General features: G+C 56.1%; 16 protein-coding genes. 7 read left to right on the top strand and 9 right to left on the bottom strand.

Annotated features, from left to right (window positions below; all coding sequences use genetic code 11):
• Positions 1 to 13: 13 nt before the first annotated feature.
• Positions 14 to 1573 (top strand): glutamate--cysteine ligase, encoded by a 1560-nt coding sequence (gshA, locus tag AAGR22_RS17265; protein ID WP_345828717.1) that lies wholly within the window; start codon positions 14 to 16, stop codon positions 1571 to 1573.
• A 152-nt stretch (positions 1574 to 1725) separates the two neighbouring features.
• Complete coding sequence (gene luxS / locus AAGR22_RS17260) at positions 1726 to 2241, top strand: S-ribosylhomocysteine lyase (protein ID WP_067707840.1); 516 nt, start codon at positions 1726 to 1728, stop codon at positions 2239 to 2241.
• A gap of 136 nt (positions 2242 to 2377) precedes the next feature.
• On the opposite strand, the gene AAGR22_RS17255 is transcribed toward luxS, so the two are convergent.
• Together AAGR22_RS17255 and AAGR22_RS17250 are read right to left on the bottom strand one after the other, a co-directional pair.
• Positions 2378 to 3664: an HlyC/CorC family transporter gene (locus AAGR22_RS17255; protein WP_067707843.1), complete on the bottom strand. Its 1287-nt coding sequence runs from the start codon at positions 3662 to 3664 to the stop codon at positions 2378 to 2380.
• Positions 3665 to 3689: 25 nt separating this feature from the next.
• Positions 3690 to 4481, bottom strand: a complete 792-nt coding sequence (locus AAGR22_RS17250) for an inner membrane protein YpjD (protein ID WP_345828716.1) — start codon at positions 4479 to 4481, stop codon at positions 3690 to 3692.
• A gap of 211 nt (positions 4482 to 4692) precedes the next feature.
• On the opposite strand from AAGR22_RS17250, the gene ffh reads away from it, so the two are divergent.
• The 5 genes from ffh (at position 4693) to rplS (ending at position 8205) form a co-directional block, all read left to right on the top strand.
• Positions 4693 to 6054, top strand: a complete 1362-nt coding sequence (gene ffh, locus AAGR22_RS17245) for a signal recognition particle protein (RefSeq protein WP_067707849.1) — start codon at positions 4693 to 4695, stop codon at positions 6052 to 6054.
• Between the two features lie 136 nt (positions 6055 to 6190).
• Positions 6191 to 6439, top strand: coding sequence for a 30S ribosomal protein S16 (gene rpsP / locus AAGR22_RS17240; RefSeq protein WP_067707853.1), 249 nt, complete (start codon positions 6191 to 6193; stop codon positions 6437 to 6439).
• Positions 6440 to 6457: 18 nt separating this feature from the next.
• Positions 6458 to 7006 (top strand): ribosome maturation factor RimM, encoded by a 549-nt coding sequence (gene rimM, locus AAGR22_RS17235; protein ID WP_067707856.1) that lies wholly within the window; start codon positions 6458 to 6460, stop codon positions 7004 to 7006.
• Positions 7003 to 7812: a tRNA (guanosine(37)-N1)-methyltransferase TrmD gene (trmD, locus tag AAGR22_RS17230; RefSeq protein WP_067707859.1), complete on the top strand. Its 810-nt coding sequence runs from the start codon at positions 7003 to 7005 to the stop codon at positions 7810 to 7812. Before rimM ends, trmD begins: the two co-directional genes overlap by 4 nt.
• A 45-nt stretch (positions 7813 to 7857) precedes the next feature.
• Positions 7858 to 8205 (top strand): 50S ribosomal protein L19, encoded by a 348-nt coding sequence (rplS, locus tag AAGR22_RS17225; RefSeq protein ID WP_003849035.1) that lies wholly within the window; start codon positions 7858 to 7860, stop codon positions 8203 to 8205.
• Positions 8206 to 8330: 125 nt separating this feature from the next.
• On the opposite strand, the gene AAGR22_RS17220 is transcribed toward rplS, so the two are convergent.
• Genes AAGR22_RS17220 through AAGR22_RS17190 form a run of 7 tightly spaced genes read right to left on the bottom strand, consistent with a single transcriptional unit; the run spans position 8331 to position 13922 of the window.
• On the bottom strand, positions 8331 to 8588 hold the full coding sequence (locus AAGR22_RS17220) for an ogr/Delta-like zinc finger family protein (RefSeq protein ID WP_345828714.1): 258 nt from the start codon (positions 8586 to 8588) through the stop codon (positions 8331 to 8333).
• Positions 8589 to 8645: 57 nt separating this feature from the next.
• Positions 8646 to 9749, bottom strand: a complete 1104-nt coding sequence (locus tag AAGR22_RS17215) for a phage late control D family protein (protein ID WP_345828712.1) — start codon at positions 9747 to 9749, stop codon at positions 8646 to 8648.
• Positions 9746 to 10231 carry a phage tail protein gene (locus AAGR22_RS17210; protein WP_345828710.1) on the bottom strand — a complete coding sequence of 162 codons (486 nt, stop codon included), beginning with the start codon at positions 10229 to 10231 and terminating at the stop codon, positions 9746 to 9748. The genes AAGR22_RS17215 and AAGR22_RS17210 overlap by 4 nt, the downstream gene beginning before the upstream one ends.
• The gene (locus AAGR22_RS17205) at positions 10228 to 12915 is read right to left on the bottom strand and encodes a phage tail tape measure protein (RefSeq protein WP_345828708.1); all 2688 of its coding nucleotides are present in this window, start codon (positions 12913 to 12915) and stop codon (positions 10228 to 10230) included. Before AAGR22_RS17205 ends, AAGR22_RS17210 begins: the two co-directional genes overlap by 4 nt.
• On the bottom strand, positions 12908 to 13027 hold the full coding sequence (locus AAGR22_RS17200) for a GpE family phage tail protein (protein WP_033786692.1): 120 nt from the start codon (positions 13025 to 13027) through the stop codon (positions 12908 to 12910). Before AAGR22_RS17200 ends, AAGR22_RS17205 begins: the two co-directional genes overlap by 8 nt.
• Before the next feature lie 14 nt (positions 13028 to 13041).
• Complete coding sequence (locus AAGR22_RS17195) at positions 13042 to 13350, bottom strand: phage tail assembly protein (RefSeq protein ID WP_345828707.1); 309 nt, start codon at positions 13348 to 13350, stop codon at positions 13042 to 13044.
• 56 nt (positions 13351 to 13406) lie between these two features.
• Entirely contained in the window at positions 13407 to 13922 is a 516-nt protein-coding gene (locus AAGR22_RS17190) for a phage major tail tube protein (protein WP_060680951.1), read from the bottom strand.
• Between the last annotated feature and the right edge of the window lie 8 nt (positions 13923 to 13930).

Genomic DNA, 13930 nt, shown 5'->3' with positions numbered 1-13930 from the left:
GCGGGAGGTCAATTTGATCCCGGACGTATCACAGGCGCTATCCTGGCTGGAAGCGCACCCTGACGCACTGAAAGGCATTGGTCGCGGTATCGAGCGTGAAACGCTGCGTGTCCGACCCGATGGCCATCTGGCCACTACCGGGCACCCTAAATCGCTGGGTTCGGCTTTAACGCACAAGTGGATCACCACCGACTTTGCTGAAACGCTGCTGGAATTTATTACGCCGGTTGATGACAACATCGATCATCTGCTGGCGTTTCTGCGTGATATTCATCGCCACGCCGCCAGTGAGTTGGGCGAAGAGCGTATGTGGCCGATGAGCATGCCCTGTATGATCGAGGACAGCGACCAGATCGAGCTGGCGCAGTACGGCAAGTCAAATATCGGGCAGATGAAAACCCTCTATCGTCAGGGTCTGAAGAATCGCTACGGCGCGCTGATGCAGGTTATCTCCGGCGTGCACTATAACTTCTCTCTGCCGCTCTCTTTCTGGCAGGCATGGGCTGATATCAAGGACGAGAAAAGCGGCCATGAGGCCATTTCTGATGGCTATCTGCGCCTGATCCGTAACTACTACCGTTTTGGCTGGCTGATCCCCTATCTGTTTGGTGCCTCACCGGCGATCTGCGACTCTTTCCTGCAGGGCAAAGAAACTAAGCTGCCGTTTGAGCGTACCGAAAAAGGGTTACTTTATCTGCCGTATGCGACCTCGCTGCGTCTGAGCGATCTGGGCTACACCAACAAGTCGCAAAGCGGGCTGGGTATTACCTTTAATGAGCTGCCCGGCTATGTGAAAGCGTTAAAAGCGGCGATTAAAACGCCTTCGGCAGAATACGCCCGTATGGGCACCAAAAATGCTGCGGGCAACTGGCTACAGCTCAACACGAATGTGTTGCAGATAGAGAACGAACTTTATGCGCCTGTACGCCCTAAGCGCGTGACGCGTCCGGGTGAGAACCCGTCTGATGCGCTGCTGCGCGGTGGGATTGAATATATCGAGGTGCGCTCCCTGGATATCAATCCGTTCTCCCCAACCGGCGTGGATGCGAATCAGGTTCGCTTCCTCGATCTGTTCCTGATCTGGTGTACGCTGGCCGAAGCGCCGGAAATGAGCAGCGATGAGCTACTCTGTACGCGTGAGAACTGGAATCGGGTGATTCTGGAAGGACGTAAGCCAGGACTGATGCTGGGCATAGGCTGCGGTGAAGCACAGATCTCGCTGGCCGAGGCCGGGAAGACCCTGTTCCGGGACCTTAGAAGGGTGGCAGAGACGCTGGACAGCCAGCAGGGCGATCGCCAGTACCAGGAGGTCTGTGACCGTCTGGTTGCCGCATTCGACGATCCGGAACTGACCTTCTCCGCGCGTATACTGGCCATAATGAAAGAGAACGGCATCAGCGGAACGGGACTGGCGCTGGCGGAAGAGTATCGGGAGCAGCTGGCGGAAGAGCCGCTTGAGGTGCTGAATGCATCACAGTTTGCGCAGGAAGCGGAATGCTCCAGCCGTAAGCAGCAGGAAATTGAAGAAAGTGATACGCTTAGCTTTGAAGATTTTTTGAAGAGTCGCAGCTGAAAAAGAAAATGGCCACATCACTGTGGCCAAAGTAACATCACTGATGTCAGGGATGATGATAACAAAATTGCGCGTCTTTCATATATTCAGACCGGGTGCGACAGAGAAAGTTTCATCGTTGTATAAATAAATTCATTTGTTGAGGTAACAATATGCCATTGCTGGATAGCTTTACCGTTGATCACACTATCATGGCAGCCCCTGCGGTTCGCGTTGCTAAGACCATGAACACTCCTCATGGCGATACCCTTACCGTCTTCGATCTGCGTTTCTGCAAGCCGAACAAAGAAGTGATGCCTGAGCGCGGTATCCATACGCTGGAGCATTTGTTTGCTGGCTTTATGCGCAACCACCTGAACGGTGATGGGGTTGAGATTATCGACATTTCACCTATGGGATGCCGCACAGGGTTCTATATGAGCCTGATTGGTACGCCAGACGAGCAGCGAGTGGCGAAAGCCTGGAAAGAGGCGATGCAGGATGTGCTGAAGGTTACTGACCAGCGCACTATCCCTGAGCTGAATGAGTATCAGTGCGGCACCTACCAGATGCACTCGCTGGATGAAGCGCAGGATATCGCACGGCATATCATCGACAACGACATTCGCGTGAATCACAACGACGAGCTGGCGCTGCCGAAAGAGAAGCTGAAGGAACTGCATATCTAGTTTGAAGGGGCCGGCAGTACCGGCCCTGAGAGCTATGTTCATCAGGGGAGACGATGCTCCCCTGAGTTATATCTGTGACCCTAACGATTCCATCCGTGTATTGTCTGCGACCTCACCGATACCATCTGCATGCTATCTACGATCCTACCGATTCCTTCAGTGATTTTTTGGGCGTGATTTTTACCTGCTTGATCATGTTTTCCTGCACGTCGAGAATATCTATCGCGTAGTGACCTATACGTATGGTGGTATTGGGCAGGGGGATGTCCTCCAGCGCTTCCAGTACCATACCGTTAATGGTGCGGGCTTCATCTTCCGGTAGCGTCCAGTTGAAAGCCTTGTTCAGTTCACGCACGTTAGCGCTGCCTTCAATCAGCACCGAACCATCATTTTGCGGCATCACCTCTTCGGCCAGCGTAGGAGACATTGAGGTGGTAAAGTCGCCCACAATCTCTTCCAGAATGTCTTCAATGGTGATCAGGCCTTTGATGTCGCCATACTCGTCCACCACCATGCCGACTTTTTCCTTATTACGCTGAAATTTCACCAGCTGAACGTTTAGCGGGGTGCCCTCAGGAATGTAATAGATTTCATCGGCCGCGCGCAGCATCACCTCTTTGGTGAACTCTTTCTTTTCGGTCATCAGGCGGTAGGCTTCGCGCACCCGCAGCATGCTGATGGTGTCATCCAGCGAATCGCGGTAGAGCACGATGCGACCGTGCGGCGAGTGGGTGAGCTGGCGGACAATGGATTTCCAGTCGTCATTGATATTGATGCCCACAATCTCGTTGCGCGGCACCATGATGTCATCAACGTTAACTTTTTCCAGATCCAGCACCGACAGCAGCATGTCCTGGTTACGGCGCGACATCAGCGAGCGGGACTCGTAGACGATGGTTCGCAGCTCTTCCTTGCTGAGCGCTGAATTAACGGCACCGTCGGTCTTCATGCCGACCAGGCGCATCAGGATGCGGGTGATGGTATTGAGCAACCAGACCACCGGCATCATTATCACCTGCAGCGGGCCGAGCAGAAGGCTGCTGGGAAGGGCCACTTTTTCAGGATAAAGCGCGGCGATTGTTTTTGGCAGAACCTCGGCAAACACCAGCACGCAGAAGGTCAGAATACCGGTGGCAATGGCCACGCCTTCATCGCCATGGAGACGCATGCCGACAATGGTGGCCAGCGCCGACGCCAGGATATTGACGAGGTTGTTGCCGATCAGCACCAGACTGAGTAAGCGGTCAGGACGGCGGAGGAGTTTTTCTACGCGACGTGCCGCGCGATTGCCGTTTTTGGCCTGATGGCGCAGCTTGTAGCGATTGAGCGTCATCATGCCGGTTTCGGAGCCGGCGAACCAGGCCGAGACCAGAATCATGATGACCAGCGTAACGATCAGTGTGGTGGTTGAAACGTGTTCCAACGAGGGAATTCCTTGTATTAAGCGATCAGGAGGTCAGGAAGTGTTGCAGCATCCGGCTACCAAAGTAGGCCATCGTCAGCAGCAATGCGCCGCCACAGTTGAACCAGGCTACGCGGCGTCCGCGCCAGCCCTCATGGTAGTGACCCCAGAGTAAAACGATATAAACAAACCAGGCGAGAATGGACAGAACGGCCTTGTCGATATTCTCGCGGCTGAATAAATCATGCATATAGAACAGGCCGGTGCACAGCACCAGCGTCAGCAGCACCACGCCCACCTGCGTGATATGAAACATCTTGCGTTCGATGGTCATCAGCGGGGGGATATCGCTACTGAATGCCAGCTTCTTATGCTTAAGAAGGTAGTCTATCCAGGCCAGCTGGAGGGCATAAAGTGCAGCAATAATTAGCGTGGAATAGGCGAATAGCGCAAAACCGATGTGCACCAGCATGACCGGTGTGGTTTCCAGATGCGTGATAAAGGCATTGGGCACAAAGGTCGCAAAGGCCAGGTTAATCAGCGCGAAGCTGTAAACGATGGGCAGCAGTATCCAGCCGCGATTGCGCGAGGCGACGATGGTCATAATCGCGCAGATAATCAGGCTAACCAGCGAAGCAATATTCAGCAGGCTCAGATTCTGGCCGCTGCCCATGGCAAAAATCCGCTGCTCCAGCGCTACGGCGTGGCAAAACAGCGCAATAAACGCTGAGATGACGGCCAGTCGACGCCAGCCGCTCTGTTTGCGCAGCAGGCTGGGGACAATCAGGGCAAGGCTGGAGGAGTAGGCGCACAGGGCGACAATCGAAAAAACGGCCATAAATAATGTTAGCTACCGGTAAGACAAAGAAAAAAGCAGTATAGCGCCAGCCGCTGCTGGCTCCAAACGATCTCCACAATGAAGGCGGAGATTCGCGGCCATCTTCCACGCTGGTAATGCGTACAATTGCGGGACACAGCCTGGTCGCTTCATGTTATAATCCGTCCCATTGTGTCGCCTGGCGACCTCTCATTACGTTGAGCGAGAGACGATGTTTGATAATTTAACCGACAGATTGTCGCAGACCCTGCGCAATATCAGTGGCCGCGGAAGGCTGACAGAAGACAACATCAAGGACACCCTGCGTGAAGTGCGTATGGCGCTGCTTGAGGCGGACGTTGCGCTGCCGGTGGTGCGGGACTTTATTGGCCGCGTAAAAGAGCGCGCAGTAGGCCAGGACGTCAATAAGAGCCTCACGCCCGGTCAGGAGTTCGTCAAGATAGTCCAGAACGAGCTGGTCGTGGCGATGGGGGCGGAAAATAATACCCTCAACCTCGCGGCTCAGCCCCCGGCGGTCGTCCTGATGGCGGGCCTGCAGGGTGCGGGTAAAACCACCAGCGTCGGTAAGCTGGGTAAATTCCTGCGCGAAAAGCACAAGAAAAAAGTGCTGGTGGTCTCGGCCGACGTATATCGCCCGGCGGCGATCAAACAGCTGGAGACGCTTGCTGAACAGGTTGGCGTGGATTTCTGCCCTTCCGATCTCAGCCAGAAGCCGGTCGACATTGTTAAAAACGCGCTTCAGCAGGCAAAGCTGAAATTCTACGACGTGCTGCTGGTGGATACCGCCGGCCGTCTGCACGTTGACGAAGCCATGATGGACGAAATCAAACAGGTTCATGCCGCGATTAATCCGGTTGAAACCCTGTTTGTGGTCGATGCGATGACCGGCCAGGACGCCGCCAATACGGCAAAAGCGTTTAATGAAGCGCTGCCGCTGACCGGTGTCGTGCTGACCAAGGTCGACGGTGATGCACGAGGTGGTGCGGCCCTCTCTATCCGTCATATCACCGGCAAACCGATCAAATTTATGGGCGTGGGTGAGAAAACCGACGCGCTGGAACCCTTCTACCCGGACCGTATTGCCTCGCGTATCTTAGGCATGGGCGACGTGCTGTCGCTGATCGAAGATATCGAAAGCAAAGTTGACCGTGCCCAGGCGGAGAAACTCGCCAGCAAGCTCAAAAAAGGCGATGGCTTCGATCTGAACGACTTTCTGGATCAGCTTAAGCAGATGCGTAACATGGGCGGCATGGCCAGCCTGATGGGTAAGCTGCCGGGTATGGGGCAACTGCCGGACAACGTGAAGTCACAGATGGACGATAAGGTGCTGGTGCGTATGGAGGCGATGATTAACTCCATGACGCGTAAAGAGCGTGAGAAGCCGGAAATTATCAAAGGCTCACGCAAGCGCCGTATTGCAACAGGTTCTGGCATGCAGGTGCAGGACGTTAACCGCTTGCTTAAGCAGTTTGACGACATGCAGCGCATGATGAAGAAGATGAAGAAGGGCGGTATGGCGAAGATGATGCGCGGCATGAAGGGTATGATGCCGCCGGGATTCCCAGGCCGATAAGTCAGCCGGAAAAGCGCTCAGGCGAATTAGATTGCTTTTTGCGCCAAAATGAGTAAAATTTTCGGGCTTTTTATATTGCATCCGGGCCCCGTTCCCTCAATGGGGCCCGGTTGTTTTATTAACTCAAGAGGATGTTATGGTAACAATTCGTTTGGCACGTCACGGCGCTAAAAAGCGTCCGTTTTATCAGGTAGTCGTCACTGACAGCCGCAATGCTCGCAACGGTCGTTTCATTGAGCGCGTTGGTTTCTTCAACCCAATCGCATCTGGTCAGGCTGAAGCACTGCGCCTGGACCTGGACCGCATTGAGCACTGGGTTGGCCAGGGCGCTACGCTGTCCGATCGCGTTGGTGCGCTGATCAAACAAGCTAAGAAAGCAGCTTAATCTGTCACGGTGGTCAACATGAGCAAGCAACTCGCCGCGCAGCCTCCCGCTAACCCGTTAGTATTAGGGAAAATGGGATCGGCCTATGGCATCCGTGGTTGGCTCAAAGTGTTTTCCTCCACCGAAGATGCCGAAAGCATTTTTGACTATCAGCCGTGGTTTATCCAGCGGGCGGGTCAATGGCAGCTAATCGAGCTGGAAGGCTGGAAGCGCCACAATCAGGACATGATCATCAAGGTCAAAGGCATTGAAGATCGTGATGCAGCAGGTCTGCTGACGAATTGCGAGATTATCGTTAATTCTGAACAGCTGCCTGTGCTGGACAGCGGTGACTATTACTGGAAAGACCTTATCGGTTGCCAGGTGGTCACAACTGAAGGCTACGAACTGGGTAAAGTCACGGAGTTGATGGAAACCGGTTCGAACGACGTTCTCGTCGTGAAAGCAAACCTGAAGGATGCATTTGGTGCGAAGGAGCGGCTGATTCCGTTCCTTGATGGACAGGTTATCAAGAATGTCGATCTCTCTACCGGCAGTATCGAAGTAGATTGGGATCCTGGTTTTTGAGCTCCGGACAACGTGGTAACACGCCAGCGCCGTCGCTGTGGATAGGCATAATCAGCCTGTTCCCGGAGATGTTTAGCGCGGTTACCGACTACGGAGTAACCGGCCGGGCAGTAAAAAATGGCCTGCTCAGCATTCAGAGCTGGAGTCCTCGTGACTTCGCTCATGACCGGCACCGTACCGTGGACGAACGTCCTTACGGTGGCGGACCGGGGATGCTAATGATGGTTCAACCCTTACGGGATGCCATCCACGCAGCAAAAGCAGCGGCAGGAGAAGGTGCAAAGGTGATTTATCTTTCACCTCAGGGGCGCAAACTCGATCAAAACGGCGTTTGCGAACTGGCGACAAGCGAGAAGTTAATTCTGGTTTGCGGTCGCTATGAAGGGATTGATGAGCGCGTAATCAAAACCGAGATCGACGAAGAATGGTCGATTGGCGATTACGTTCTCAGCGGTGGTGAGCTACCCGCAATGACGCTGATTGACTCTGTCGCCCGGTTTATACCTGGCGTACTGGGCAAGCAGGCGTCGGCCGAAGAAGATTCGTTTTCTGATGGTCTGCTGGATTGCCCCCACTATACCCGACCTGAGGTATTAGAAGGGATGGAGGTTCCGCCAGTTCTGCTGTCGGGCAACCATGCTGAAATTCGCCGTTGGCGCCTGAAGCAGTCGCTGGGCCGTACCTGGCTAAGAAGACCTGAACTTCTGGAAAACCTGGCTCTGACTGAAGAGCAAGCAACGTTGCTAACCGAATTCCAGCGGGAGTTCAACCAGCAACATAACGATGATGGGCAGTCCCGGCAGTAGCCGCGATGCCTGAATATCAGTTTACCCAGGATAAGAGATTTAACTATGAGCAACATTATCAAGCAAATTGAACAAGAGCAGATGAAGCAGGACGTACCTTCATTCCGTCCGGGTGATTCCGTGGAAGTGAAAGTATGGGTCGTTGAAGGCTCCAAAAAACGTCTGCAGGCATTCGAGGGCGTGGTTATCGCTATTCGTAACCGCGGTCTGCACTCTGCATTCACTGTTCGTAAAATTTCTAACGGCGAAGGTGTTGAGCGTGTATTCCAGACTCACTCACCGGTAATTGACAGCATTGCTGTTAAACGTCGTGGCGCCGTGCGTAAGGCCAAACTGTACTACCTGCGTGAGCGTACTGGTAAGTCAGCTCGTATCAAAGAGCGTCTTAACTAAGGACTCGCTAACGCGACATCTGAAAGTTAATATGAAACAAGGGGTTGGCGTGATGCCAGCCCCTTTTTTTATTGTCTTGTCCACGGATTGGCTACGCAGATTTATTTTGTAGTCAAATGTAGGCATTAAAAAACCCGCCGAAGCGGGTTAGAGCCAGAGTTGGCCTTGGGATGTTTTGGAGCCTCCACGGGCAGGGCAGGGTGGGGCGGTACGGGATTTACTCTGCCTGGACACATGATTATATCGGTTACAGTTTCTAAGGATTTGAAAGTACATCCGCAGTTGATGTTCTGGCATTGATTGTATCGTTCTTTTGTGTTCTCAGAGAGCACAACACTGCTGCGTGTGTGTGCAGCGTGAGAGCACTTTGGACAATTCATCATTTAGGATTCGCCCTGTTGAATATCTAACTTGATCATCCAAAAGGATAATAAATATTACTATTGCACGTTTGAGTCCTCGATTTTAACTTCAAGTTCGATACTGGTCGTATATCCGCTGTCAGCGCTCAGGCTGTGCGTCAGCGTTGTGATGATCCATTCCCCCGCATCAATCTGCTGCTTGAAGCCGCTTACCTTCACCGGCATTTCCGTGTAAAGCTCTGCGCGCCCCTTCGCCAGCTGGATTGAGAATGTTGCAACACCACGCTGCAGGCGCTCCCACTGCATTTTTGCCGCCCGTTCGGCGTTGCCCCGGTTCGCGTAAGTGCGGCTCAGTACGAGCACGTTCTCGTCCGTGCCGATAAGGTAATCCCCTTGCTTCGCCTCCGGTTCCTTCTTTTTCTTCACCGTGGTTTTACGGCGTCTGCGCTTCACCTTCGCCACTGGCTTCTTTGCCGGTTCGCGGGTGTGCAGCCAGCTGGCAATCACGCCGGTGTAGGCGTCCCGGTCCGCCAGGGTGAAGCGGTGGCTGTCTCCGTCCCTGCGCTGAAGGGTGATAACCGGCAGCGCTCTGCCGCTTGCCGTTTTACCCTGACCCTGGCGGATAAACAGCAGATTACCGTCCTTGACGCAGGCCACCGCACCGCACTGTTTAGCTAGGCGCATCAGAAAGCTGGCGTCTGATTCATTGGTCTGATCAAGATGGTCTATTTCTGTTGCTGCCATGTCCTCACCCATCGCAGCCTTCAGTTTGTGCCGCCCGGCGATATCCTGGACAATTTCCCCCGCAGTGGTTTTGTGCCAGGACTTTTCCCGCTTCGTGTTCAGCGTCTGCCGGAAGTCCGCGCTGCGCGCCCGCAGCGTCAGGCGGTCAGGTGTGCCGCTGTGCTCGATCTCGTCAACCGTATAGCTGCCTTTCGGAAACAGCGCCTCACCCTGCCAGCCCAGCGAAAGCGACAGCACAATGCCCCGGCGCGGCAGCTGCAGCTGGCCGTCCGCGTCGTCCAGCTCAATGTCCAACTGGTCCGCCTCAAAGCCCCGGTTGTCAGTGAGCGTCAGGCTCAGCAGGCGCTTTTCCAGCTTCTGCGTGATATCTGCACCGTCCATCGTCAGCCGGAAAGCGGGGGAGTTCTGCTGACCGTTAATCCACGGGCTGGTCATCATGAAAATAATCCTCCTGCTGCCGCGCTCACCTTCCCGGCGGCGGTAACTGCTGCGCCCTGCATGGCAGACAGCTGATCGCTGAGGCTGCCGAACATTTCCCCCAGAGATTCATCGGTGCGCTTCAGCGTCAGCGTGAATTCAATGCGGCGGCACACGCCGCTGCTGAAGAACTCCGCTTTGGTCTGACTCAGGCTTTCAATCACGAACATGCCGTAAATCGTCCCGCTGCCCTCAATGAGCGGCCATGCGCGGCCCAGCTCCGCAATCTGCTCAAGCGCAAACAGCGACAGCCTGCCGCCGGTAATCTCCGGCAGCAGCACGCCGGAAAGCGTCAGCGTGTCGTTGTCCGGGCCTAAAAACTGCAGCGACGGCCTCGCGCCCACGCGGCTGTTTGACGGTAAACGCCAGCTGCGCTGATACTGCAGTTCCTGATACGGCACCGTTTTCAGCATGAAAACAAATAAGCCCAGCGTCATCATCATTCCTCAAATCCTCCCCTGTCGCGGTAACTGCTGCGGGCGCGGGCCTGCGCCTGCCGCTCTTTTGCCTCCAGCCTGCGCATCACCTCATCAACCAGATCCTGCTGATTCTGCCCCGGCTGCTGCACGATGGTGAAGGAGGCATGAATCAGCGGCGCAGCTCCCTGTGTAGCACTGCCACTCATGCGCGGTGCTTCCTGCCGGTACGCCTGAACAGGCAGGCTCAGCGGGTGCAGGGGGTTTGTCTCCGCCGTCGCTGCGCCGCCCAGCGTCAGCGCCGCCAGTGCCGCCAGCCGTGCGGTGCTCCGGCGGCTGGTCACGTTCGCCGGACCGCTGACCAGCTCCGGTCCGTTCTCACCGGCCACACCAAACTGACCGGACGGGATAAAGCCGCCGCTGTCGTACATGCCCGCAAACGCCGGAAAACCTCCCGGCGGCAGGGATACACCGCCCCCCGTTTTTGCCTGCGCCGCGCGCGGCAGCTGCGGCCCGCCGGACTTATCGCCGCCCGGTTTCAGAAAGTCCGGCAGGTAGTCGGTCAGTGACGACAGCTTGTTTTTGATGGCGTCCCACTTCTGACTGATGCCCGCCATCAGGCCGTCAATCATCTGTGAACCGGCCTCCTGAAACCGCGCGGGCAGCACCTTCGCGTCGGCTACAATCTCACCCCACTTTGTGCTGATGTAGGTGCGGATCGCGGTCCAGACGCTGCTGACCTTTGTGCTGATGCCGTCCCACAGCGCGGCAAGTTTTGGCCCCAGCGTGTCCCAGTTCTGCCAGATAAGCAGCGCCCCGGCGGCAATCAGCCCGATAACGGCCAGAATCGGGTTTGCGAACATCAGCCGCCCCAGCCACAGCACGCCGTTCCCCACGATGCCGATGGCGCTTTTAATTAGTCCGAAGGCGCTGAATGCTTTGATACCTAACACGTTGAAGCTGAGCCGCAGCAGCGCAAGCGGTCCCAGCATTGCTGCCAGGCCGATCATGAACGTGCCCAGCATCAGCACCACCGCCGATATGACCGCCGCTGCTTTTACCAGCGTGCCCGCCAGCTCCTTGTTGTTTTCCACCCAGCGGCGGGTTGCACCGGTAACTTTTTTCACCATGTTCATGATGTCCATCAGCGGCGTGCGCAGCGAATCGCCCAGGTCGCTCATGGTGTTGGAAACGCCGGTTTTGGTCAGCATCCACTGTGCCGAAAGCGAGTCCTTGTTGATGTCAGATTCCTTCTGCATCGAACCCTTTGCAGCATCCCCCTGTGTCAGTGCCAGCTGTCGGCGCAGCTCCGGCATGTTATTGACAAGTTTTGCCGCTGCAGGCCCAAATTCTTTGCCAAAGAGCATCGTCAGCGCGGGCACTCTCTTGCTGTCCGGCAGTTTTTTAACCTTTTCCAGAACGCGCATGATGGTGCCCATCGCATCAGTGGTCATCTGCTTTTCAATCTTTGCCGGGTCCAGTTTCAGCAGGTCCATGCCGTCCATAAACCGGTTACTCTGCATCGTGGCTATAGACAGCTCGCGCACCATGGCATTAGCGGAACTGGCTGCAATCTCAGAGGTGGCACCCAGCGTCAGGAATGTTGAACCCAGCGCCGCCACCTGACGGAAGTTCATCCTGTCGGCCACGCCACCCATACGCTGCAGCACATCAATGATGTCCGCCCCTTTGGACATGGCGTTATCGTCCAGGTAGTTCAGTGCATCGCCCAGCTGTTCAATGTTTCGCGTGGGGATTTTGTACAGCTGCGCAATCTTGCCCAGCCCTTCGGCCAGCTCAAACGCAGTGGACGCCTTCGCCGCTGTGGTGGCAAAGGCCAGCAGGTCCCGCTTCTGGTCTTCATAAGAATCGTTCTGGTTAGTCACGCCCATGCGCGCGCCACCCTCAACCAGGGCGGCGTAGTCAATCGCGCCGTTTTCCATAGGCAGTTGCTCACTGGCGGCCTTGATGGCGGCCTGCATGTCATAGAACTGCTTCGTGCGGTTGCCGCTGTCGTCGCGCAGCCCGTTAACCTGCTTTGCCACGCCTTTCATGGCGTCTTCCATTGCCGCTGAAGATTGCACGGAGGCCAGCACCGGCGCGCCCATTGCCAGCCCGGCAGCAGACGTTGCCGCACCGGCACCGGCCACGTGGTCGCGCACCTCAAGCGATCGGGAATATCGCTCACGTACCGCGCGCATTTTTGCCTGCCGATCTCCCAGCTTTTTAAGCGCCTGCTGCTGCCGGTCAATGGCGGCGCGCGCCTCGTCCGACTGACTTTTCAGCTCGCGCTGTGCCTGGCTCAGTTTCTTCGTATCGACACCGGCAGCACCCAGCGCCTCACGCTGCCGCTGCACCGACAGGCGCAGCCCGTTGTAAGTCTGCTGCAGCTGGCTGGCGCGGTTCTTTGCCTGCTCCAGCACGCGGGCCTGCGCGGCGGTAGGCTTGTTTGTTTCCGTAAACTGCACGGCCATCCGCGCGGCTTCTTCGCGGGCGGCTTTGAGGTTATGGGCGGTCACGGCAAGCTGTGAGCGGGTTTTACGGAAGCCGTCAATGCGTCCGGCCTGAGCGTCCAGCGCCTTGAGGGTGTTGCGCGTGTCGCGCAGTGTGCCAGCCAGCTCGCGCGTGCTGTCGCGGGCGCTGCGGAAGGGGGGCGTCAGCTTATCGACCGCGCCCAGCACGACCTGTAAACGCAGATTTTTATCACTCATCGCTGGCCCTGTGTCGCAGGATTGCTTTGTGCCGCCACTCCAGAACTTCGGTCAGCGTCATGGACTCGGTAACGGAGGGCGGCCAGTGAAAGACGGTGGCGATGTCCGCCACCAGATCGTCTACCGTCAGGCCGTCGCTAAATCCGACAGGACCGACTTCTTCAGCAAAAAAGTGACCACCTCCACTGACAGGCTGACCAGATCGGCGGGGTCCATTTCGTTAATTTCCGCCGTGGTCAGCGCCGGGGTGGTAATGCGCGGCAGCACGGTGATCAGTGCGTTCACGTCCATGTCCAGCAGCGCCTGCAGGCGGGTGCCACGCAGCGCACCGGACTGTGGCTTGCGCACGGTGATGTGTGTGATTTCGCTTTTGCCGCGCAGGATCGGGGTGTCCAGCTCAACGATTTTTTCATTTGTGGTGATTTTGTCAGTCATGATGCAGCTCCGTTAAAAAGAGAAATAAGCGGCAGGCGCAGCGCCTGCCGGGGTGATTACAGGCCCAGCGCGTTGCGGTGCGCTTCCATCAGGTCGGTGCCGCCCACGATTTCGATCATGTTCACCAGATCGCACTCATAGAGCACTTCGCCGTTGATGGTCAGCTTTGCGTAACTGTTGGTGCCGGACACTTTGGTGGTGCTGGATTCGCCGGTTTTCCATTCGCCGGAGTCCAGCTCCTTATAGCGTCCGCGCGTGACCAGCTCGACCGCTTGCACTTCGCCGGTGTCGTCGCGCTGAATGGAGCCGGTAAAGCGCAGCTGAATGCCGTCCACAGTGGTGGTGCCCATCTGCTTAATCAGCAGCGCTTCAGTGCCGCCAATGGTGAATTCCGTATCCAGCGCGCCATCGTCCAGGCCCATGTCAATGTCCACAGCACCGGCCATGCCACCGCCGCGATACTTCTCAAACTTGCGGGTGAATTTCGGCAGCGTCACGGACTCAACCAGCCCCTGCCAGTTGTTGCCTGCGTTGAACAGGTTCAGATGCTTGAGTTTGCGGGGTAATGCCATCTTTCCGT

The organism is Erwinia sp. HDF1-3R (assembly GCF_039621855.1).
In the GTDB taxonomy this organism is placed as follows: Bacteria; Pseudomonadota; Gammaproteobacteria; order Enterobacterales; family Enterobacteriaceae; genus Erwinia.
The sequence above is the reverse complement of the archived record's forward strand: the minus strand, read 5'-3'. Positions and strand labels throughout refer to the sequence as shown.